Source organism: Desulfovibrio sp. 7SRBS1, assembly GCF_049723905.1.
Lineage (GTDB): Bacteria > Desulfobacterota > Desulfovibrionia > Desulfovibrionales > Desulfovibrionaceae.
Genome location: NZ_JBJKFD010000001.1, coordinates 2,443,822 through 2,465,119, shown reverse-complemented (window position 1 = coordinate 2,465,119; position 21,298 = coordinate 2,443,822). Strand labels below are relative to the sequence as shown.

Here is a 21,298-nt window from a genome sequence, read left to right as displayed (position 1 = left end):
CAAAAAGGTCTTGGCACCGTGCGCCGCAGGAGCGCCGCCCGAGCCGGTTGATCAGCCATTAAGCCGGACGGCCTGCGAGGGGCTGAGCCGCGCAATGCGGGCCAGAACCGACGCTGCCAGTGCGTTTTCCGTTTCATTCTCTGTTTGGGACAAGGCCTGGTATGCAGCGCTCAGGGCGCTCAGGGCCAGCGTCGGGTCCCATTCTTCCAGACCCACGTCGTCCAAAATCTGTACAAGGGCGCGCGCCATGGGAGATGCCAGGTCGCTACGTTCGGCATACACCAAAAAACGGGTCAGCGCCATGCGCCAGACGAGTTTGGCCCGTCCGTGGCCCGCGCTGTCCAGCCCTTGCTGCAAATGGTCCAATGCCTCGACAGTCTTCTGCTCGCCGTACAAATTCCGGGCGTGGGACAAGGCATTGTCGGCCTCGGCGGCCACGGGATCGGAAGTTCCTCCTCCCGAGGTTGCGGCTTTGGCGTTTTTCTCCAGCCATGCCCTGGTTTTGGCGTCGGCAAAGGGAATGTCGTTGGCAAAGGAAATATTTTCCACGCCCGGAACGCGGGCCACAAAACGGGTGGTTTCGCGGCAGACCACGTCCAGGGCCTGCGCGCCTTTTTCCCCCATCCTTTCCAGGGCTTCGGCGCTCAACCGGTTGAGGTCCAGCCAGTAGGGGTAGGATTGCAGCTGGGATTCCGCCGTGTTCAGAGCTCCGGCCAGTTCGCCGTCCCTGATGAGCTGCTCGATCTGTTCGGGCAGGGTGTCGTCCATGCAGATCATTTCCGCCGTGCCGTTCTGGGTCGGGGGCAGGGTGCGGATGGTGTTCCAGGCCGCCATGCGGTTGTACAGGTAGGGGCGTGGGTCCATGGGATTGCGTTCCAGAATGGCCCTTCCCGCCGTATCCAGCTGGCCCAGGGCAAAGGTGATGAGCGCCTCGGTTCCGGCCTCGGTGGACGGGTCGGCGTTCTGGGGAACGTCGGGTATCTTCACCTTGGCCGCTGCTGCTGCAGGGCTGGGGGCGGGACTGGAAGCGGGCGCTGGTTTTGGAGTGGGCGCAGGAGCCGGAATTTCTTTGCTTTCCGTTGCCGCGGGCGGAGCGGTTTGCGGCTCCGGTTGGGGCTTCGGATCGGGCTGGCGGGGCATCCGGTCCAGATATTGGCTCAGACGCCGCATCATGGGGGCGTCTTCCGAGGCTTGGGAGACGGCTTCGTCCAGATCCAGCAGTGCTTTTTGCGCAGTATCCAGCAGTGCGCCGGGCAGGGGCTGGGGCTCGTATCCCAGGAAAAAGGCCTCCAGCTTTTCCATGAGCCAGTGCAAGGCGTTGAGCCGTCCGCGCATGCGGCGCTTGGGAGGAAACATGTCTTCCCAGAAATTTCGTATGAGGTCGGCCAGCAGGTTCGCCCCCTGGGCAAAGCCTTCCAGCTCCCCGGTGCGGGTAAGCCCCACGCAGCAATAGACCCCCACAAGCAGGTGCTTGCACTTGCTGCCCAGGATGGTTTCACACAGGGCGACCACCTTGTCCCAATCCGTGCCCGTTATTTCGGCGCTGGCAATGGACATCTTGTCGATCTCCGCCTGCAGCGCCTCGAAATCCGGATCATAGGCAATGTCTTCGCCTGCCGGATTCTCCGGGCTGATGGGATCTGTGCCGCATCGTTTCAGGTCCATGGAGTTTCCTCTGTATCAGTTCCGTACAACATGGCCTTCATGTCCGCCGGTACCATGGGGCGGCGCAGCAGAAGCAGCCGGACAACGCCGTCGTTCCACCAGGCCAGGGCCGCTTCGGGGTGCAGGACTCCGCCCGCCCAGTTCTTGAGCGCCGCATGCCACAGCCAGACAATGTCTTCGCCGCGTGGCTGCCCCTTTACTGGCTGCCCGTTCATTGGCTGCCCATCCGGTGGGTGCCCGTCCATTGGATGTGCGGCCTGCATGGGCAGCATGCCCCGGGTAAGCAACAGCTGCTTGGCCTGCGCATCCGGCACGGGGCAAGGCAGCTTGTCGGCGTCGTGCAGCCGGTCGCGGCGCTGGGCCGAGTGGGCCAGCCAGTCGCCGTGCGGCGCGGGCAGACCCGCCACCTTGCGTTGCAGGTAATCCACCGCGCCTTTCCTGCCGCAGGCTATTTCCGTCATGGCCTGCCAGGTTGCGGACAGGGCCACGGGCAACAGGTCCCAATAGTCTGTCCAACTTTCCTGGGGCCAGCCAGCCAGCGGGCCGTTGCCGACAACCATCAGGGGGTAGGGACGGCCCACGCTGTCCCAGCTTGGGGCCAGAACGCCGCAGGCCAACTCGCCATGCGTTCCGCCTTTGCTCCAGAACATGGCGCCCGATTGGGGATTCATCCGGTCCGGGTCTATGCTGCCCCGGTCGAATGCCCGGCCCATCCAGCTTGCCATGGCACCTGCCAGAAGAAACTCGTCGCCCAGGTGGATGTAGTCGCCCGCTCCGGGGTGTTTCCCCATGGCGGCGAAACGCCAGCTTGCCTCGGGTTTCATTTCCAGCAGTAGGCTATGCTGGTCGGTACTTTGGCCGGTTCTTTCTCCAAAAGGCTGAGGACCGGCCTGGCCCCCCTGATCTTGTACCGTGCCGTTATTTCACTCACTCCCAGACGGGCCAGATCAGCTTCCTGTCCGGGAAAATCCTTGGGGGTGAAGCGGCGCGCGCCGTCGCGGAAATCCAGGAGAAAGTCCGCAAAGCCCTGGTTGCCGGGGTAGCGCCTGGTAAGCTTCAACCCGCGAAAGTCTATTTCAAATTCCACCTCGCCGCAGGTTGCGGGAGTCCAGGTAAAGGTCTGGCTGGCCGGGTAGTTGTAGTTGACCAGCCGCTGGGGTTTTTCCCCGCATTGCAGCGTCAGGGTGGTGGAGCGCGGTTCCAGCTTGGCTCCGTCGTTGACGTTGGTGGGCAGGGTGGTCACGTCCACGCTGTACTGGTCCTGCACAATGCGGCTGACGCTTCCGGCCTGTTCCAGAAAGGCCAGGAAGTCGCTTTCCAGCGGAAAGCTCACACCCAGCACCTTGCGCGGGTAGTAGACCATGTTTTTGCTGCCCACAAAGGGGCCGGCGTCCTTGTCCAGAAAGGTCCAGACCAGCCCTTTCTGCTTGTCGTAGAGCAGGCTGTTGCGTTTGGTCTTGGGCACATCGCGTATTTCGGCCAGGACGTTTTCCTCCCACAGGGCCTGCAGATGGCAGGAGGCCTCCATGGAGGTGTAGTCGAGGAGATAGCGCAGTGGGCCGGAAATGATGTTCCAGACCACGTCTGCGCCGTTGCCGGTGCGTCCCATGAGCGACTGCATGATGAACAGGGCACTGTGCGCCTCGTGAAAGGGCGATTTGCTGTTGGACGGGGCCAGACCAAAGGGAAAGACCTGCGAGGCCAGGGAGTAGGCCACCTCGTCGGACGCGGTGACGTCGGAGAGCTTGTTGAGCGCTTCGGCATAGGCGTCAAAGGCCTTGACCTTTTCCTGCAACGCCTGGGTGGCCGTGGCATTGCCCGAGGCGATATCGCGGGTGATGGATTGCACCACCTGCTGGCCCTTGCTGGCCAGGGATTCCGCCTTGTTCTGGGACAGCTGCTGCTTTTGCAGACGGGCCGTGTTGAGCACGTCGTTCATATCCTCAACAAGATCGATCCACCGGTCGTGTTTGGGATCGTACGGCACGGCGGTTATCTGCTCTGCGGCAAGGGCTATGAATTGGGCATAGGGGTTGTTGGTGGTGAACATGGCCGAGGCCTCCCCGCGCCAGTCGGAAAAGCCGCTCAAAAGGGACTGCCCCTGGTCAAAGGCGCTGGCCAGGGCCAGCCATTGGTCCCGGTAGTTGCGGGCATACCAGCTGCGGAACGGCTCCAGCTTGTGGTTGAAGTCCTGGGGATCGCCCAGGGCGTCGCGCAATTGCTGGATAAAGGCGTCCACGGCCAGCTTGCCTTCCTTGGTATAGACCCGGTCCACCTGTGGCAGATTGTCGTCCTGATAGTTGCCGCCCTGCCAGAACCGTTCGAGGGTGACCGGCTTGAGCGCGGGAGAGGTATTTACCCAGGCCGCTATCCAGCGGACGTCCAGGTCGTCCAGCCCCACCACATGGGCCAGCCAGGAGCGCAGTACGTGCAGCTCCTCCTGCAGGGAGTCGGTATCCGTATTCCATTGCAGGTAGGCCATATACAGCGGCCCGAACTGGGAAAAGACGTTGGGAGAGAGTTTTTCCGAACTGGCCACAAAGTGGGGGTAGAAGGGGGCCTGCGTATCCGTTTTGCCGTCCAGCCGGGCCTGCAGCGCATCGATGCGTTGCAGAAAGTGCGCGATGAATTCGCCCACCATGGTCGGATCGGTCTGGGGAGTGAACTCCACAAGATGGGCTTCCAGCCCGTTGTTCAACGGGCTGAGGATATGGTCCCGAAAATTGCTGACGTAGTATTTTTTGAGCCGTGCGGCTTCCTTGGTGCTTTGCCGCAGGGTGATCTGTGGCAACAGCCAGCTTTGGTTGCGCTGGTCCATGGTGGTCAGCTCGCGGCGCAGCACGTCCATGGAGGTGAAGAACTGGCCTTGGGTCTGGTTGCCCTGTTGCAGAACGCTCTGGACGGAAACCGCCTGCATGGCGTCGAGGTTGATGCGGTAGGAAACGGTCAACATGCCTGCGGCGGCCAGGCAGAAGAGCAGCCAGGCCGTAACGGCCATGCCCTTGGTGGTTCTGCGCCAGCGCAGAAAATCACGGATGGGCGTAAATTGGTAGCGGTCCCTGGGCAGCAGCTTGGCGAACAGGTCGTGCAGGAACATGCCACGGCTGTCTTCGGGAATGTCTGCCCCAAAACCGTTCATGGCAGCGGTTTCCTTGAAGACCGTGCTCTCCGCGTGGCCGGACTGGCGGGCACTGGAAAAATAGAGTCCGCGCAGAAAGGGCTTGTCCTGATAGGGGTTTTCCTCGAACGCGGCGCGGCAGAAGGTTTCCAGGCCGGGGCGGAGTTCTTCCAGTTCGTCGGGCAGCACAAGGGCCGAGGGGATAAGCGGGGTGCGGCTGGTGCCCATGAGGGTGTTGCGCACAAGGTGCAGCCTTCCCAGCACCGAGTCCAGGGCCTGCTGCAGGGCGGTCATGGGGGCCGTGCCCTGGGCAAAGGTCATGCCCATGGCCTGATCCAGCGCCTTGGCCGGAAGGCGTTGGGCCAGAGCGTCGAATCCCTGAATCTGGTCGATTTTGGTGATGAGCAGATAGACGGGAAAGCGCGCGCCCATGACGCGGGTTATTTCGTCGATGCGGCGGCGCAGGGCTTTGGCCGTGTCGGTCAGGACTTCCTCGCCGTCCTTTTGCAGGCTGGTGGCGGAAATGGCCACCACGGCCCCGTTGAGCGGCTCGCGGCGGCGGTAGCGGGCCAGCAGGGAAAGGAATTTCCCCCACTCTTCCTTGTCGCGGTGTTCGTCCACGGGCACGCTGTAGCGGCCTGCCGTGTCCAGAAACACGGCCTGGTCGAAGAACCACCAGTCACAGTTGCGGGTGCCGGAAATGCCGGGCGTGGGGCTTACTTCGGTGAGCGGCGTGGTCAGGCGGGCGCTTTTGATGGCCGAGGTCTTGCCCGAACCGGGTTCGCCCAGAATAACATACCAGGGAATGGCATACAGCGGGTTGCCGAATCTTTTCAGATGGGAGCGTTTGAGAATTTTGACCGCTTCCTTCCAGCGTTCCTGCAAATCGCGCAGGTGCTGGCGGTCCTGGGCCGGTGCACCCAGAATGGCGGCTTCGTCTTCCTCTATGATGCGGCGGACGAATTTTTCCTCGCGCCTGCGGATAAGCCATTTGCGGAGAAGGACAATGGCCGCCACAACGGCCAGCACGCCGCCGTAGACGCTTCCGGCCATCCACAGCGGCCAGTTACGCCAGCGCATGAGCAGCCAGACGCCCACGGCCAGAAGCCCGAGCAGCAGAAGCCAGAGCAGGATTTTCAGTACGATGTGGACGTATTTCATCATGTGGTATCCGGTCTTTGTCCTCAGACGGCTTTAAGCATTTGTTCAAGCAGCCGATTCAGCTCGTGACGGTAGTAGAAAAAGAGCCCCAGCACGGCCATGGCCGGAACAACGAGCATGGCCAGGACGCCGGGGTCCAGAAATCTGTAGGCCATGAGCGGGCGTTTGCCGGGCGCGGTATCCTGGCCGTAGGCATCCGGGAAAAGCGGTTCTGCAACCTCGTCTCCGGCCTGTTCGGCAATGGACGCGGCCAGCGGACCGTACAGCCGTTTGGCCTGGGCCAGGCTTATTTCGTCCAGCAGGGCCTTTTGGTTTTCCTGGTAGTAGCGGCCGGTAAAGCCGAGGGAAATGCAGGCGTGGAATACCTCGACAAGCTCCATTTCCTCGCGGTTCTGGGCTTCGTCCAGGCGGCTGAAAAATTCTTCGCCTCCGTTGATGGTGTTGAACTGGGCACGCTGCAGGGGGCGCTTGAGCCACTCCTCACGTCCTGACCAGTCAACGGCCAGCAGGGTTTCGTCTATCCAGCAGCAGACCGCGAATTCGGCCCGGCGGAAGAGTTCGCGCTGCACGCCCAGGGCCACGGCCCGGTCTTCGCTGCTGGCGAAGAGGGTTTCCAGGTCCTTGCGCACGGTCTCGTAGGTGACCTCGCCGGGAGCTTTTCCGGCGGCCACCACCTGCACGTAGGCCAGTACCCTTGTAAAGCAGTCCACCAATGCCATGCTATCTCCTCAAAACCACGATTTCCACAGATACGTCTTCGGGCGGGTCCACCCAGTACAGGGAAAGCATCTGGCTTTTGAGCACCTCGTCCCATTGCGGGCTTCTGTGCTCTATGCGGTAGTACAGGGAGTGCGAACGCCGGGGCAGCCCTGGCGGCGGCGCCGGGTAATATTCCATGGGAATGCCGGGGATGGAGCGGGCCAGCAGCGTGGAAATGGTGCTGGACGCGCCCAGTTTGACCAGATTGCCCATGGCGTCGGCCACTTCTTCGGCATCCTTGGAAGTACGCACGATGAGCCAGAAGACGTTGTCTCCGGTAAAGACGTGCGGCGGAAGCTCGCCAATGAAATACGGATCAAAATAGGTCAGGCTGATGAGATGTTCCGGCCCCACGGTGATGCCGTCCAGCAGCTTGCCGATGAGGCTGTGGGCCTCGGAAAAGCAGTGCCACAGGTCGGTGTGGCTGTACGGGGGGATGCGCATTTCCCCTGTAGTGGTCTCGCCTGTGGCGGAGATGCCTTCGGAAAAGGTCGTCATTTCGCCGATGAGCTGGCGCAGGGCCAGATAGACCTGCGAGGGATGCACCTTCCCCGTCTCCGAGTAGTGGGCCAGCATGGGCACGTACCGGTTGAGGGTACGCAGGGCCAGCAGAAAGACCAGATAGCCAATGTCGAAGTCGAAGACCTGGCTGGCCTTGGGGCTTTTGTAGGTTTCCAGCTGGCGGGCCCGGGCCGAGATTTCATCGCGGATTTCCTTGAGCATCCGGGTGAGCCAGGGCGAGGCGTCCATGTTCAGGCAGGGCGGCACAAAGTGACGGGAAAGGGTGACCTCGTCGCCTGTGCGTTCCAGCTGGGCCACGGGAATGAGATGGTAGTTGTCCAGTTTTTCCAGCTCGTTTTCCCAGAAAATCTTGAGCACATAGCGCATTTCCTGGACCTTGGCGGGCGGGCCGTCGTCCAGGGCGTCGCGTATGTCCGTGGTGTTGCGGTTTACGGCAAAGACAGTGGCGGCCTGCCCGGCATCGTCTTCCGTATCCACCAGGGTGGCGTTGCGTCCGTCCCGGCTCCATTTGCGCAGCCCCAGGTAGATGGTGAAGGGCTTTTCCCCTTCCACCCAGGCTTCGTCGAACGAGCGCGGCGCAATAACGGCATTGCCGGGAAAGGTCGCCAGGATTCCGTTGGGAAAGAGCAGTTCGCAGTTGAGCAGCTCGAACCGCCGGTTGTCCAGGGAGGACTTGAGTATCTCCAGAGAGGCCACGCCCCAGAAATGGGGCTGGCCATGTTCGCGGTACGGACGGGTCCGGAACTGTGCGTGCATGTCCTGCATCTGAAGGTGCTGGGGCTGGAGAAACAACCCCTGGTGCCAGTATATGGGCTTGTCGCCGTCCACATTATCTCCCTATTCGCTGAATTTCATTGGGGCCGAGCAGCAGATTGACGAAAAGTGTTTCCGGGGACTCGCTTACGTCCGGAAAGAGCCAGCCTTCCGAGGTGGTCTTGACCGGAATCTGGTAGAGCCGGGTGACGCTGATTGGGTCCTGAGTATAGTACCCGGCCACCAGGGCCACGTATTTTGCGCCTTCGCCCCGGTCCAGATAGAGGAGTTTGTCCTCGTTGGGCTGGATGAAAATTTGTTGGGCCAGGGAGACGGTCTGGTCGAAACGCGAACATTCCAGCAGTTTTCCAATCCCGGATGGCGATTGGGCCAGGTCGTTGAAGGCATTGGGCTTGCCAAGCTGGTACAGGCAGATGGTCAGGGCGTGCGCCTTGCCGTCGTACATGTTCAGTTGCGGGTCGGATTTGAAGCGGATTTGGATGGAATTGGGCTGGTAGGCCCACATGGAATCGGCCCCGGCCCCGGCGGCTGCAGAGCCAGAACTTGAGCCGGAGCAGCCGGAAGCAACAGCTGCCAAAAGGAGGATGAGGAGCACCGGAATCATGCGGTGGGGCATGGCATCAACCTGAGCTATAAGGTTGCAGGCAAATGTACTACGACGCGGAATATACTTGGATCAGCCCTTTTTATCAAAGAGTATTCAATTGGGGTGGCATCTTTCCCAGACGTTGCCCGGACAGGCGACGCAATGGGCACAACCTCAATGGCGGTTTCGTGTCTTGCCATTTGCGGACATGGCCGGAAAAGACAGCATCCCCCGGGATGTTCAGTGGTCGAATAAATTCGGACCGTTAGAGGAAAACTACCGCACTATTCAATCCAGATAAAGACATATGGATGTTTTTTTTCTTACAATAGGGATCTTTTCAGCTGATTGGACACTTTATTTCCAGCAATGACTAAGGCCAGGCATCCTCCCCGCAAGGCCGTGGGAAAGGAAACCTGGAATGTAATGCAACCAGGCCGGGAAAGCGGCACCCCCCCAATTCGTGCCTCGTCCTCGCCCGACCTGGTTTTCTCAAGACAAAGCACATTCTGTGCCAATGTGATAAGTCTTTTTATATCAACATGTTATTGATTTCGTGCAACAAGGAAGAGTGCATCCGTTGTTAGCGGTTGTCTGTTGGCGGTTGTCTGTTGGCGGTTGGCACTTTGCTTAAAAAAGAGGCCACCTCCGGACAGAGGCGGCCTCTTGAAGATATCCATCGGGTCATGCGCCCATTGGTGCCCATTGGCGTCTGTAGCGCCCATTGGCGTCTGTAGCGCCCATTGGCGTCTGTAGCGCCCATTGGCGCCCGATGCGGGCAGCTCAGACGTTCACGGCAATACCCATTTCAATGACCTGGGAGCGCGGAATGCCGAAATACAGGGCCGGGTTGACGGCGTTGATGGCCATAAAGCGATACAGGGTCCGTCCGCGCCGCATGCTGTCGAAGGAAAAGAGTTCGCGCCCCAGGTAATAGGTAATGTCGCCCGGGTCCACTTGCAGGCCCGCGTTGTAGGCATTGGCCAGGGTCAGGGGCACATTGGGCTGCTGCATGAATCCGTAGCGGGCAATGACCCGCACCAGTCCGTCATCCATCATGCGGATGACGAGGCGCTTGGAAGATTCCACGCGGGGGACGGGTTCGGTGATGATGGAGAGCAGGATGACCCGTTCGTGCAGCGCCTTGTTCAGCCGCAAATGGCGGACCAGGATGGGCGGTATATTGATGGGCGAGACCGTGAGGATAACGCCGGCTCCGGGGACGCGCGGCGGTTGCCGATTGTGTACTTCGGCCAGAAAGTCTTCCTCGCTCATCTGCATTTCTTCCAATTGCAGCCGCGTGACCCGGCGTCCGTTGCGCCAGGAGAGCATTATCCCCATAACGGCCGCTCCCACCAGCAGGGGAATCCATCCACCGGCGGTCAGCTTGGTGAGGTTTGCCGCAAAGAATCCCAGGTCGAAGACCATGAACACGGTGCACAGGCCGAGTACGGCGGGCAGGCTCCACCCCCGGATGGAGCGCAGGTACAGCCCGAACAGCCAGGTGGTGATGACCATGGTGGCGGTGATGGCCATGCCGTAGGCACCGGCCAGGGCTTCGGAATTGTGGAAGATCAGCACCAGGATGATGCACACGACCATCATTACATAGTTGACGGCCGGACAATAGACCTGGCCTTCCGAGGATTCGGAGGTGTGCGTCACCACGATGCGCGGCAGGTAGCCCAGCTGTATGGCCTGCCGGGTAAGGGAAAAGGCGCCGGAAATAACGGCCTGGGAGGCAATGACCGTGGCCAGGGCGGAGAGCCCCACCATGGGATAGAGCAGCATGCGGGGAACCAGGCCGTAAAAGGGATCGGTAACGGTTTCCGGGTGGGTCAGGATGAGCGCGCCCTGGCCGAAATAGTTGATGCACAGGGCGGGCAGAACCAGGCAGTACCAGGCCAGAACAATGGGTTTGCGTCCGAAATGGCCCATGTCGGCATACAGGGCCTCGCCACCGGTGACGCACAAGACCACGGCCCCGAGAACCACGGCCCCGGCCACGCCGTTGCGCAGAAAAAAGTCCACGGCCTGCATGGGATTGAGGGCCACGAAAACGTCCGGGTGCAGGGCAATGGTGCGTACGCCGAGTACGCCCAGCACCAGGAACCAGAGCAGCATGACCGGGCCGAAGATGGACCCGATGCGCGAGGTGCCGTGGCGTTGGGCCAGAAACAGGACGAACAGGATGACGCAGGTGATGGGTTCCACATAGGCGTCGGCGGCACGGGTGGCCACGTCCAGCCCTTCCAGGGCCGAGAGGACGGAAATGGCCGGGGTTATGAAACCGTCGCCGTACAGCAGGGCCGCGCCGAACAGGGCCACGGCCATGACCGTCTTGTACCTTTTGCCGGATGCGGGCAGCAGGGCGAACAGAGCGAAGATGCCCCCTTCCCCTTTGTTGTCCGCGCGCATGACAAAGGTGGTGTACTTGAGGCCAATGACCACCAGCAGCGACCAGAAAATAAGGGAAAGAATACCCACCACGTTTTCCGGGGTAAGGGGCAGACCGTGCGGGCCGTTGAAGCAGGCCTTGAAGGCGTACAGAGGGCTGGTGCCTATGTCTCCGAACACGACACCCAATGCGGCAAGGGAAAGGACAATCTGCGGCGGCGTTTCGTCGGTATTTTGATTTGAGTTATTCACGCGATATCTCCTTACATGCTGGGCGCAGTGTAGCCCAAGTCGGCACAACGGGGGAATAAAAAAGAAAATTCCAAGGAGGCGTAGGGAATATAGATTTTTCTTCGAGAACGTTTTGTTCTTTGGTTGTTCTCAGGTGCCGGGGCGAGGGCTGTAGGCCGGGGGCATGGTCTGCATACGGCGGTGCCAGCGGATGGCGGCGCAGACGCTCGCCAAGGGGACTGCGGGCAGGGGAGGCTCGGGCCGACATTGACGGGAGCAGTCTTCGCGGCGGCAGTGTGTGCTGCGGACGCGAAGACTGCCCGTATCAACGTCTCCCCGTATCATTGGGGGAGCGTGCTGCGTTCCGGGAAAATTCCGAAATGTTGGTGGTGTGCGGTGGAGTCGGTGGCGGCTGCCGTGGGCAACCCGTCGGATCGGCTGGGTCTGATCAGCACCCAGCAATGGGCATGCGGTTCATTGCGTCCTGGATCTGGCGGCCTTTGGGAGTCTGCAGGTTGACCTCGCGTTCCAGGCGGGTGATGCCTTTGAGCACGGTGGAGTGCCTGCGGTTGAACTTCTGCCCGATATCCTTGAGGGAGAGATCGGTGTGGCGGCGAGCCAGAAAAAAGGCGGTGTTGCGTGCGGTGACGATCTGCTGCTTGCGGCTTTTGGACGAAAGGTCCGGAGGCGTCAGCGAGAAAACTTCGCATACGCAGCGGATAATGCGTTCCAGATCTGGTTTTTGCAGGTGGGACGCATAGTTCGCCAGAATCTGTTCCGCCATTTCCAAGGTGATCTTTTCGTTCATCAGCTTGGCTTTAAGCACCAGGTTCTTCAGGCAGCTTTCCAGCTGGCGGATATCGTTGTCGATGCGTTCCGCCAAAAGGGCGGAGACATCCGTGGGGATGTCCACCATGAACCTGTTGTTGGCCTTGAACTCGATGATGCGGCGGCGTGTTTCAAAGTCGGGTGCTTCAATGTTGGCCAGAAAGCCGGAGCTGAAGCGCGAGACCAGCTGGTCGTCCACGTCGGAGAGTTCCCGGGGCAGGAACGAGCTGGTGAAAACCACCTTGCTGCCGCGCGACTGGAGCGCCTTGAGTGTGGCCAGCATTTCGCCCTGGATTTTTTCCTTGCCCTGCAGAAAGTGGATGTCTTCCAGCAGGAGCAGGTCCACCTGGTCTCGGAATTCGCTTTTGAAACGTTCGATATCCCGCATCTTGAGGGCGACGACCATGCAGGTGGCGAACTCTTCGGCGGTCAGATAGCGAACGCGCACGGAGCGGTTGGCCTGGCTGGCCAGTTCGTTGCCAATGGCCTGGATGAGGTGGGTCTTGCCCAGCCCCGGTGCAGAGGAGAGAAAGAGTTTATCTACGGACAAGCTGTTTTGGCAGATGCCCATGGACGCGGCGTGCGCCAGCTGGTTGCTGGGCCCGACCACAAAGTCGTCGAAATTGAACAGCCAGCTGCTGTCCTTGCTTGAGTCGGTAGGCCTGTATGTGCCGGGTCCGCCCAAGGGAGTCGAAGCATATGGTGAGTGTATGATGTGGGTGCGCCCGGCCATATTGCTGGCAGGGCTGGAAAGTTTGGGGTTGGAGGGTTTGGGTGCGGCAACCTCTTTGGCTTTCCTTGGGGCAGCCTTGGGGGCCGCCGTTTGGATGCATACCTTCATGTCTTGTCCCAGGGCGAAGCAGGTGGCGTCTTCTATGGAATCGAGCAGCCTGTCCCGCACCCAGGAAGCGACAAAGCCATTGGGAGCGGTTAGCTCCAGAACTTTGCCATTCACCTTGCCGGACAAGGGTTTGATCCAGACCTTGTAGAGGCCGGGATTCAATCTGCTTTCCAGAATTTGTTGAACGTGGTCCCATTCGTGCTTCATGGAGAAGAGCTCTAGCCTAAATCTTGTAATATGAGCAAAGAGGGATAGAAGTTTGTTGTCCGGGAGCTTTGCCGAAAATTATCTACAGCGTAACTATATGAAATTAAAGTAGAACATCTAGGGGGCCGGTATGCCCGTGTATTTACGTATCCCGCGCAAAGCGGCAGAGTTGCACTACTTTATCCATTCATCCCCAGCTGGTTCAACATCTGGTGAAATAGTTTTCCACAGGGCAATATTCCGTTTTCTTCGTTTTCCTCAAAATTATTTTTGTTTTTCAAGATACGCACACTTGTAACAAACATGGCGTAATTGCTGAAGAAAGACGATCAGTCGTAATAATTACGTTTTAACATGCTGAAATACAAAGATTTAAATATGCATAATTGTAATAGATAGGGCACTTTTTTCCATATTTATCAAAAGATGGAAGTCGAAAAAGAGGCTGGAAAAGGGGAGGGCAAAGAATTCTCCGATGGTTAGGACCAGTTTCGGAGAATTTTTGGAGGAAAATGCAGTATCCGCCCGCTGGTCGGCTTGCAATGCAAGCCGACCGGGACGGCGTAGGAAGGTGGATACTTCTGTTTTTCGGGTCTCTCTAGGCGGAGAAATGTTCGTGCAGATCGGCAAAAAGCTCGGGCAGACGGCGGCTGAATTCGGCCAGCAGGGGAATGGTCAGTTCGCGCATCTGCGGATGGGATGCCCCGTCGCAGCGCAGGCGGAAGATGTGCCGCCATTCACGCAGGTTGGCGGTCATGACCACTTCTGTCTTGAGCGAGTTGGGCAGAACACTGCGCGCCTCCTGCGGACGCGCTCCGGCGTCGGTCAGTTCCAGGTAGGCTTTTTCCGCCGCCAGCATGGCTTCTTTCCATACGGCATAGGCCTGGCTGTCCTCGGCCCAGAAAAATGGGCGGATAACGGTTATTTCCCGTCCGAACTTGTCCTTGGCGTAGTTGGCGTAGCGTGTGGATTCCTGACTGAACGAGGCGATGCGGTGACGGACCAGCTCGTGGCTGACGCCCCGGTCGCAGACAAAGCGGACCGTGGCCGCGGCGTGTTCTATGACGGATTCGTGTCCGGAGCGGACAATGCGGCTGATGAAATTGCCTGCCGATTCTTCGGTTATTTTGTCTTCGGACTTGTAGCAGACCCGCCCGGCCAGCTCCAGGTGGCGCAATATGCTTTCCGCTTCGGGAAAGTGCATGATTTCAAACGAGGGGGCGATCACTTGCATAGGGGCGGTCTCCAGGCTTTTTTGGTTGGGAAAATCGTCGCCTGCAACATACATAAGGGCGTTGCATAAGAAAAGGCGTGAATCATCCCCATTGTCTGGAAATGTTTCACGCCTTTGGAATCATTAGTGTTTTAATGCCGCTAGCGGCCGGTTGCCTCCCCTTGCCGGACAAGCGCGTTCGGCTTTTGCTGTCCGGGGGCCGCTTGGACGGTTATGGGGGAAAAAGGGGTTTTCCCAGCGCCGACCGTCCGGCCCGTCTTGTTCGGCCCGCCTTGTTCGGGGCTAGGCCATGGCCTGTTCCAAACACCTGCCCAAACGGGTCATCCCTTCGCGTATGCCTTCGGGGGCGGCGTTGGAAAAGTTCAGGCGGAAGGTGTTGTCCGTGCCGTCCACATAAAAGGGCTTTCCGGGCACAAAGGCCACCTTCTGTTCAATGGCCTTGTCGAACAGCTCGGCTGCGCTGACGTCCTTGGGCAGTTCGGCCCACAAGAACATGCCGCCTTCCGGTTCCGTAAAGGAGACGCTGTCCGGAAAGACCTTGTGCGCCATCTCCACCATCACGTTGCGGTGTTCCCGGTACATGGTGCGGATGGTCTCGATGTGGTCGTCGAGGTTGAACATACTCAGGTACTGGTGCAGCAGCAGCTGGTTGAACGTGGACGAGTGCAGGTCCGATGCCTGTTTGGCAGTGACCATCTGGTCGATGATCTCTTCGGGGGCGCAGACCCAGCCCACGCGCATGCCCGGGGAGACGATCTTGGAAAAGGTGCCCAGCATGACCGAGGGGTGACCGTCCATATATTTGGCAATGGGAGGCACGTCCTCGCCCATGAAGCGCAACTCGCCGTAGGGGTTGTCTTCAACCACCAGCAGTCCGTACTCGCGGGAGAGCCGGGCCACTTCCTTTCTGGTCTGCTCGGTGTAGGTTACGCCCGAGGGGTTCTGGAAGTTCGGCACACAGTACATGAAGGCCGGGGAATTGTTTTTGAGCAATTCTTCCAGCTGGTCGATGTCGATACCTTCCTTGCCCGTGTCCGCGGTGAGAAAGTTGGGACCGAACAGGGAAAAACACTGGATGGCTCCCAGGTAGCCGGGACGTTCGAGAATCAGGTCGCTGCCCCGGTTCAGAAAAATTTTGCCCAGAAGGTCCAGCCCCTGTTGCGACCCGGTGGTAATGAGAATGTTGTCCGGCCCCACGTCCAGGCCGTAGGTGGCGCGGTAGCGGTTGGCAATGAACTCGCGCAGGGCGGGAAAGCCTTCCGTGGTGGAGTACTGCAGGCTGTCCGGGCCGCGTTCTGTCAGAAGCTTCTGGGCGGCCTGGGCCACTTGGTCGGTAGGAAAACTCTTGGGGTTGGGCAGCCCGCCGGCAAAAGAAATGATTTCCGGGTTGGCTGTCACCTTGAGGATTTCCCGGATGTACGAGCGGTGTATCCCGCTCATGCGTTGCGCAAACTGCATGGGTTTCTCCATAGATGAATAGGTGTCGTGCTGGTGCGGATCAGGTACGGTCTGGCGTGGTGTTGTCGGAGCTATGCGGCACATGCTGTCCGACTGGAGCCAGAGATTCGGGGTGTCTGTCGACCGGCGCGTAAAAAAAAATATTGCGCCCAAAAAGGCAGGAAGAGCAAGAAAAAATTATTGTCCGGTAAGAAGAAAACAGAGCAGGCTCTTGCTTATCTTTTCATCGTAGCGGGCCAGGTCGCGGGCCAGATTGTGCGCACTGTCGTCCACACGTTTGGCGTCCGAGTGGTGGCGTTTGGAAGTCATGGCGGCAAATGAATCCGCCACGGCGGCAATGCGGGCGGGTTGTCCTATCTGGTCGCCATACAGGCTTCTGGGGTAGCCCGTGCCGTTGAGACGTTCGTGATGGTCCAATACGCAGTGCAGGGTCAGGTGCGAATCCACTCCCAGTTTTTTAAGCATCTGCAGGCCGATGAGCGGATGCTGGCGCACGGATTCCATCTCCATGTGCTGCAGCGGTCCCTGTTTGCCCAGAACAAAACCGGGGATCTTGGTCATGCCCAGGTCGTGCAGCAAAAGCCCTTCGGCCAGCTCCTGCAGGTCCTGCCGGGTGCATACGTGGTTGCGGCGGCGCATGTACAGCAGCAGGCCCAGGATCATTACGCTTATGGAATGTGTTACGAGTGTATGCTCGTAGCTGATTCGCCGGACCAGTGCCTTTATATGGACGGGATCTTCAAGCAAATACTCGACAAGTACTGCGATGTCTTCGCGCAGCAGGTCCAGATTGGACCGCAGGGGCTGCTCGAAGAAGCTTTCCAGCCGTTGGTTGAAGGCGCTGATGAAAATATCCGTGATTTCCTTTTCCAACAGGTTGTCGTCCATAAGCACCAGATCGAGCTGATGGCTGATGTACTGCATGTAGACGCAGCGGTCTTTTCGGGAAACGAACAGGGTGCCGAGCTTGCAGCATTCCTCAAGCTCCCCGTGGATTTCCCGGGGGACGAAGTCGCCTTTTCGCATTTTGTGTTGCATGCGGCTTACGGATTCATCAAAGACAAAATAGTCGAGGTCAACCCGGGTTCTGGGCAGTCGGTCGAAAATATTCGAACTGATCTGGTAGTATTCCTGGAAGAGCTTGGTATGTGATTGAAGTTTTGACTTCATGCGTCTGCCTGCCGAGCATGTTTTTTCTTTTTCGCTGGCTACAATTACCTTCAGTTTGTTACCATTGGGTTGAATCTCCCAGCCAAATTGGAAACTCCTCCCCGAGAACCGAGCCTGATGGGTGACCAGATAAACGTCAGGAAGAAAGGGGGCGGAACGAAGAGAAAGTCAAATATATATCACATCCGCATTGATCGTAAATATTTTTTTGTCAAAAAAAGGTCTGTAAATAATCGTCTCGGATTTATTATAATGGCTTTTTTATTCTCCGCAGCTGTAGTGTTTTTTTTCATCGTGAAGATGCAATGTTTTTTGTGAGGAATACCGTCTGTGCACTTGGGTGGGCACGGGAAATGGTTGGTAACCGTAAACGTTTTTTGGGATAAAATACGTGAGCTGCGGAGGTTGTATGCAGATCAAATCTATCAAACTGAAAATAGTGCTTATGTCGGCCATTTGCCTTTTGGCGACAACCGTTGTTCTGCTCTGGCTTCAGATTTCTTTCCAGAGCAGAACGCAGACGTTCGTCACCGGCAGGGTCAACCAACTTATCCAGGAACAGACCAAAATCAGCCTGCAAGCTCTTGCCTCCAGCGAAGCAGGGTTTATCCAGTCCAAGCTTGAAACCAATATCGTTACGGCCAGGACCATTGCCTCCGCGTTCAAGACCATACGCACCGACAAATATGGCCTTGATTTGCGTGACTTGTTCAGCAACATCCTGCTGCAGGTTCTGAAAGACAACGAAGAGTTTCTGGGAGCGTACAGCGCCTGGGAGCCGAACGCATTGGATGGCCGCGACTCCCTGTTCGCGGGCGAGGCCCAGAAGGGGCACGACGCCACGGGGCGTTTCGTGCCGTACTGGAACAGGGATAAAAACGGAAAGATCGCCCAGCAGGTGCTGGTGGGCTATGACGATACCAGCAAACATGAGAACGGCGTGCGCAAGGGCGGCTGGTTTCTCAATCCCAAGGAACGAGGCGTGGAAAACATCCTCGATCCGTTCCCGTATATTGTTCAGGGCAAGAAAGACTGGCTGACGACCATGTCGGCTCCCATCAAGCAGAATGGAAAATTTTTGGGTATTGCCGGTACCGACCTTCGGCTGAACTTTGTGCAACATTTGTGCGAAGAACTGGCAAAGGATTTATACGACGGGAAGGCAACCGTTAAAGTCATCAGCTACCTGGGCATCGTGGTAGCCAACAGTGCCAACCCCGACACCGTGGGGCAGCCGCTGAGCGAAACCAACTACGAGGGCTGGGAAAAGGTTGTGGAAACGACCAAGTCCGGAGACTCCTTTGTGGATCTCGGGCAGGGCAATGGGCTTGTTAAGGCGCAGGCTCCCGTAACGCTGGGCAGGACCGGGACGCCCTGGTCCGTGCTTATCGAAGTGCCTCGCGATGTCGTCTTTGCCGAGGCGCTCGCCCTGAACGAAGCCATGGAGAAAAACGCAGCCAAAAACGTGTACATCGGCATTGGTGCCGGTACGACCGTTGCCCTGATTGCCTGTATTGTCTTGTGGTTGCTTACCGGCGGCATTGTGCGTCCCATCCGCAAGGCCGTGACCTTTGCCGAAGCCGTGGCGGAAGGGAACCTTGATGAACATCTGGATGTAAACCAGGCCGATGAAATCGGCGTATTGGCCAAGGCTCTGGAAGTCATGGTTGTCAAACTCAAGGAAATGATCGGCCAGGCCGAGGAAAAGAGCAAGCAGGCGGCAGTGGAAGCGGAACGGGCCAACGTGGCCATGAAGGAGGCCCACGAGGCCAAGCAGAAGGCCGAAATGGCGGAAAAGGAAGGCAAGTTGCAGGCCGCCATGGAGCTGGAAAAGATCGTCGAGGTGGTTTCGTCCGCATCGTCGCAGCTTTCCACCCAGGTGGAGGTTTCGCGTCAGGGTTCCGACCAGCAGACCCATCAGGTTTCCGAAGTGGCCACAGCCATGGAAGAGATGAACGCCACCGTGCTTGAGGTTGCCCAAAACGCTTCGCAGGCTTCGGAAGCCGCGGAAAATGCCAGGGTCAAGGCGGACCAGGGCTCCAATCTGGTGGGCCAGGTGCTTGAGCAGCTCTCCTTTGTTCAGGAATCGTCGCGCCAGACCATGGAAGACATGGCTGTTCTGGGCGAAAAGGCCGACGACATCGGCAAGATCATGGATGTCATTTCGGACATTGCCGACCAGACAAACCTGCTGGCCCTCAACGCTGCCATCGAGGCGGCTCGGGCAGGCGATGCCGGACGCGGGTTTGCCGTTGTTGCCGACGAAGTCCGCAAGTTGGCGGAAAAGACCATGGGTGCCACCACAGAGGTGGGGCAGGCCATTCGCGGCATTCAGGAAGGCACGCGAAAGAACATAGAGCATGTGGACAAGGCGAATTCGGCCATTGAATCGGTTGCCGACCTGGCCAATCAGTCCAGCGGCTCGCTCAATGAAATCGTGAAGCTTTCAGCGTCCAACAGCAGCCAGATCAGTTCCATTGCCACGGCAGCGGAGCAACAGTCCGCTACCAGTGAAGAGATCAACCGCAACGTCGGTGACATCAACCGGATTTCCAGTGAGACCGCAGAGGCCATGGCCCAGTCTGCCGATGCGGTGAACAAGCTGGCCAATCAGGTGCACATCCTTCAGGAGCTCATAACGCGCATGAAGGAAGAAGGGCGTTCGTAGGCAATTCCTCACTCTTCATATAACCGACCAAAAGCGGCGGAGTCTTCGGGCTCCGCCGCTTCAGTCTGCTGCCATCTCGCCCCCTGAAATTACTTTATCTGCCACCTGCCCATTGGACGACAGGGGGGGATTTCTGATAGCCAGACGGACGGGCACAGCCGCGGCTTAAGCGGCAGGCCCGGTGTTTTGAGTGTTCCGGCCCATGTGCCGCTTCCTATTGATGTGAAAATCCTGCGGAGTTGTTATGAGCGCTGCGTTTCCCACGGACATGGTGGAATTTCTGGAGGGCTGGAAGGGGCAGTCGCCTGCCAAGGCGTTGTTCGAAAAGCTCGGCAATCTGTTGGCTGGTCTGGACGGGACGGCCCTGAATTTCGTGGCCCGGCCCGGAGTGACCTACTCCCTGCGCGGCAAGCACGCCAACCAGACGGACAAGGAACTGTTCGTCATGGTGGACGTGATTGAAGATCCGGATGAACGGTGGCTGTCTGTCTGTTTTTATGAAGCCATGATCAGCGATCCCGACGAGATGGGGGAGTACGCGCCGGGCGGACTGATGGGCGAAGACGCTGTTTGTTTCGATCTGGACCCGGACGCGGACGAAAAGCTCGTGAGCTATGTCGGCGACCGTATCCGCGAGGCGCACGCCGCCTGCTGAACCAGCTGGCTTTTTATTGCGTACGTTCTGCGTATTTCACACCAAAGTGATACGTTTTATTGAAACGGTACATTTTTTACTTGCCATACTTTGCAAATAGGTATTATTACTATCACGTAGAACACATTGAATGCGATACCTGTCGCTTTCCTCTTCTCCCTGGAAAATCCGACCAGATCTGGACGTCTGGTCGGATTTTTCTTTTCAGGCGGCTGAAAAGAAACCGATAGCCTCGTTGCTGCGGAAAATGACAGTCACTCATGTGCATAAGAGCACACTCCGCGATGTCATTTCCCTGGCGCCTTGCTTTCGATTCCTTTTGAGCCACCTGAGTCATAGGCTGCTGAAAAGAAACCGATAGCTTCGTTGCTGCGGGAAATGACAGTCGCTCATGTGCATAAGAGCACACTCCGCGATGGCATTTCCCTGGCGCCTCGCTCTCAATTCCTTTTGAACCGCCTGGGGAGGTGGATTAGTGCAAAGAAACTGGTAATTTTTGCGCTTGTTGTCTCGGCCAACTCGAATTTTAGTTTATTGAGGAAAACGTATCGGCTTTGAGCTGTTTGATGTTTTGTTCCGCCTGCGGTTCGCAGTTTGGTCAAAGCAATGGACAAGTTGCCCTCAACCTTATTATTCCCACTTTTGGCTCTGCCTGCGGAGGGTGTCCGTCACTCCAGCAACTTTCGTCTCTTACAGCAAATAAACGGGTAATTATTGTGCTTGTTGTCGTAACCAACTCGAATCCTGTTCCCTCCCTTTTGTGCCGTCTATGGGAGGCCGGAGCCTGTTTTTCCGACTGCTGCAAAGGGGGAGAGTCCGCTGCCTTTTCTCTGGCGTATTATAACTTGTATGTTCGTCTGCAGTGTGCAGCCCCAAAGTCTCCCCGTTTTCATTTGCTTGTCCGTTTGGATTTATTAACTTTTTTCAATTTTTTAACGCAGGTGGACTTTTCCCCTTCTCCCCGTGGCTTCGCGGGGATGGAGTGAATTCAGGAAAATACGTGCATCTCATAGAATGCCGTGAT

General features: G+C 58.1%; 14 protein-coding genes. 2 read left to right on the top strand and 12 right to left on the bottom strand.

The features are described from left to right. Positions 1-51: 51 nt before the first annotated feature. From tssA to ACI0FJ_RS11120, 12 genes are all read right to left on the bottom strand, one after another. Positions 52-1,665, bottom strand: coding sequence for a type VI secretion system protein TssA (gene tssA / locus ACI0FJ_RS11175; RefSeq protein WP_424303221.1), 1,614 nt, complete (start codon positions 1,663-1,665; stop codon positions 52-54). Further along, the gene (locus ACI0FJ_RS11170) at positions 1,656-2,489 is read right to left on the bottom strand and encodes a TagF domain-containing protein (RefSeq protein ID WP_424303218.1); all 834 of its coding nucleotides are present in this window, start codon (positions 2,487-2,489) and stop codon (positions 1,656-1,658) included. The genes tssA and ACI0FJ_RS11170 overlap by 10 nt, the downstream gene beginning before the upstream one ends. Then, positions 2,486-5,947, bottom strand: coding sequence for a type VI secretion protein IcmF/TssM N-terminal domain-containing protein (locus ACI0FJ_RS11165; RefSeq protein WP_424303215.1), 3,462 nt, complete (start codon positions 5,945-5,947; stop codon positions 2,486-2,488). The genes ACI0FJ_RS11170 and ACI0FJ_RS11165 overlap by 4 nt, the downstream gene beginning before the upstream one ends. Before the next feature lie 20 nt (positions 5,948-5,967). Then, on the bottom strand, positions 5,968-6,663 hold the full coding sequence (locus tag ACI0FJ_RS11160) for a DotU family type IV/VI secretion system protein (RefSeq protein WP_424303212.1): 696 nt from the start codon (positions 6,661-6,663) through the stop codon (positions 5,968-5,970). Between the two features lies 1 nt (position 6,664). Then, positions 6,665-8,053, bottom strand: a complete 1,389-nt coding sequence (gene tssK, locus ACI0FJ_RS11155) for a type VI secretion system baseplate subunit TssK (protein ID WP_424303209.1) — start codon at positions 8,051-8,053, stop codon at positions 6,665-6,667. 1 nt (position 8,054) lies between these two features. Next, a complete protein-coding gene (locus tag ACI0FJ_RS11150) occupies positions 8,055-8,615 on the bottom strand; it encodes a type VI secretion lipoprotein TssJ (protein ID WP_424303206.1) in 561 nt (186 codons plus the stop codon). Between the two features lie 753 nt (positions 8,616-9,368). Beyond that, complete coding sequence (locus tag ACI0FJ_RS11145; RefSeq protein ID WP_424303203.1) at positions 9,369-11,234, bottom strand: potassium transporter Kup; 1,866 nt, start codon at positions 11,232-11,234, stop codon at positions 9,369-9,371. 129 nt (positions 11,235-11,363) lie between these two features. Next, complete coding sequence (locus ACI0FJ_RS11140; protein WP_424303200.1) at positions 11,364-11,558, bottom strand: hypothetical protein; 195 nt, start codon at positions 11,556-11,558, stop codon at positions 11,364-11,366. A gap of 103 nt (positions 11,559-11,661) precedes the next feature. After that, a complete protein-coding gene (gene dnaA, locus ACI0FJ_RS11135) occupies positions 11,662-13,089 on the bottom strand; it encodes a chromosomal replication initiator protein DnaA (protein WP_424303197.1) in 1,428 nt (475 codons plus the stop codon). A 598-nt stretch (positions 13,090-13,687) separates the two neighbouring features. Next, the gene (gene thyX / locus ACI0FJ_RS11130) at positions 13,688-14,323 is read right to left on the bottom strand and encodes an FAD-dependent thymidylate synthase (RefSeq protein WP_424303194.1); all 636 of its coding nucleotides are present in this window, start codon (positions 14,321-14,323) and stop codon (positions 13,688-13,690) included. 282 nt (positions 14,324-14,605) lie between these two features. Then, entirely contained in the window at positions 14,606-15,781 is a 1,176-nt protein-coding gene (locus ACI0FJ_RS11125; RefSeq protein WP_424303192.1) for a PLP-dependent aminotransferase family protein, read from the bottom strand. 177 nt (positions 15,782-15,958) lie between these two features. Then, entirely contained in the window at positions 15,959-16,951 is a 993-nt protein-coding gene (locus ACI0FJ_RS11120; RefSeq protein WP_424303189.1) for an HD-GYP domain-containing protein, read from the bottom strand. A gap of 409 nt (positions 16,952-17,360) precedes the next feature. On the opposite strand from ACI0FJ_RS11120, the gene ACI0FJ_RS11115 reads away from it, so the two are divergent. Next, complete coding sequence (locus ACI0FJ_RS11115) at positions 17,361-19,619, top strand: methyl-accepting chemotaxis protein (RefSeq protein ID WP_424303186.1); 2,259 nt, start codon at positions 17,361-17,363, stop codon at positions 19,617-19,619. A gap of 244 nt (positions 19,620-19,863) precedes the next feature. Beyond that, a complete protein-coding gene (locus ACI0FJ_RS11110) occupies positions 19,864-20,274 on the top strand; it encodes a hypothetical protein (protein ID WP_424303184.1) in 411 nt (136 codons plus the stop codon). Positions 20,275-21,298: the final 1,024 nt, after the last annotated feature.

What these genes read in the sequence shown, in the direction of transcription:
- tssA (WP_424303221.1), bottom strand. Translation starts at nt 1,665, where the DNA reads ATGGACCTGAAACGATGCGGCACAGATCCCATCAGCCCGGAGAATCCG.
- ACI0FJ_RS11170 (WP_424303218.1), bottom strand. Translation starts at nt 2,489, where the DNA reads ATGAAACCCGAGGCAAGCTGGCGTTTCGCCGCCATGGGGAAACACCCC.
- ACI0FJ_RS11165 (WP_424303215.1), bottom strand. Translation starts at nt 5,947, where the DNA reads ATGATGAAATACGTCCACATCGTACTGAAAATCCTGCTCTGGCTTCTG.
- ACI0FJ_RS11160 (WP_424303212.1), bottom strand. Translation starts at nt 6,663, where the DNA reads ATGGCATTGGTGGACTGCTTTACAAGGGTACTGGCCTACGTGCAGGTG.
- ACI0FJ_RS11150 (WP_424303206.1), bottom strand. Translation starts at nt 8,615, where the DNA reads ATGCCCCACCGCATGATTCCGGTGCTCCTCATCCTCCTTTTGGCAGCT.
- ACI0FJ_RS11140 (WP_424303200.1), bottom strand. Translation starts at nt 11,558, where the DNA reads ATGATACGGGGAGACGTTGATACGGGCAGTCTTCGCGTCCGCAGCACA.
- dnaA (WP_424303197.1), bottom strand. Translation starts at nt 13,089, where the DNA reads ATGAAGCACGAATGGGACCACGTTCAACAAATTCTGGAAAGCAGATTG.
- thyX (WP_424303194.1), bottom strand. Translation starts at nt 14,323, where the DNA reads ATGCAAGTGATCGCCCCCTCGTTTGAAATCATGCACTTTCCCGAAGCG.
- ACI0FJ_RS11125 (WP_424303192.1), bottom strand. Translation starts at nt 15,781, where the DNA reads ATGCAGTTTGCGCAACGCATGAGCGGGATACACCGCTCGTACATCCGG.
- ACI0FJ_RS11120 (WP_424303189.1), bottom strand. Translation starts at nt 16,951, where the DNA reads ATGAAGTCAAAACTTCAATCACATACCAAGCTCTTCCAGGAATACTAC.
- ACI0FJ_RS11115 (WP_424303186.1), top strand. Translation starts at nt 17,361, where the DNA reads ATGCAGATCAAATCTATCAAACTGAAAATAGTGCTTATGTCGGCCATT.
- ACI0FJ_RS11110 (WP_424303184.1), top strand. Translation starts at nt 19,864, where the DNA reads ATGAGCGCTGCGTTTCCCACGGACATGGTGGAATTTCTGGAGGGCTGG.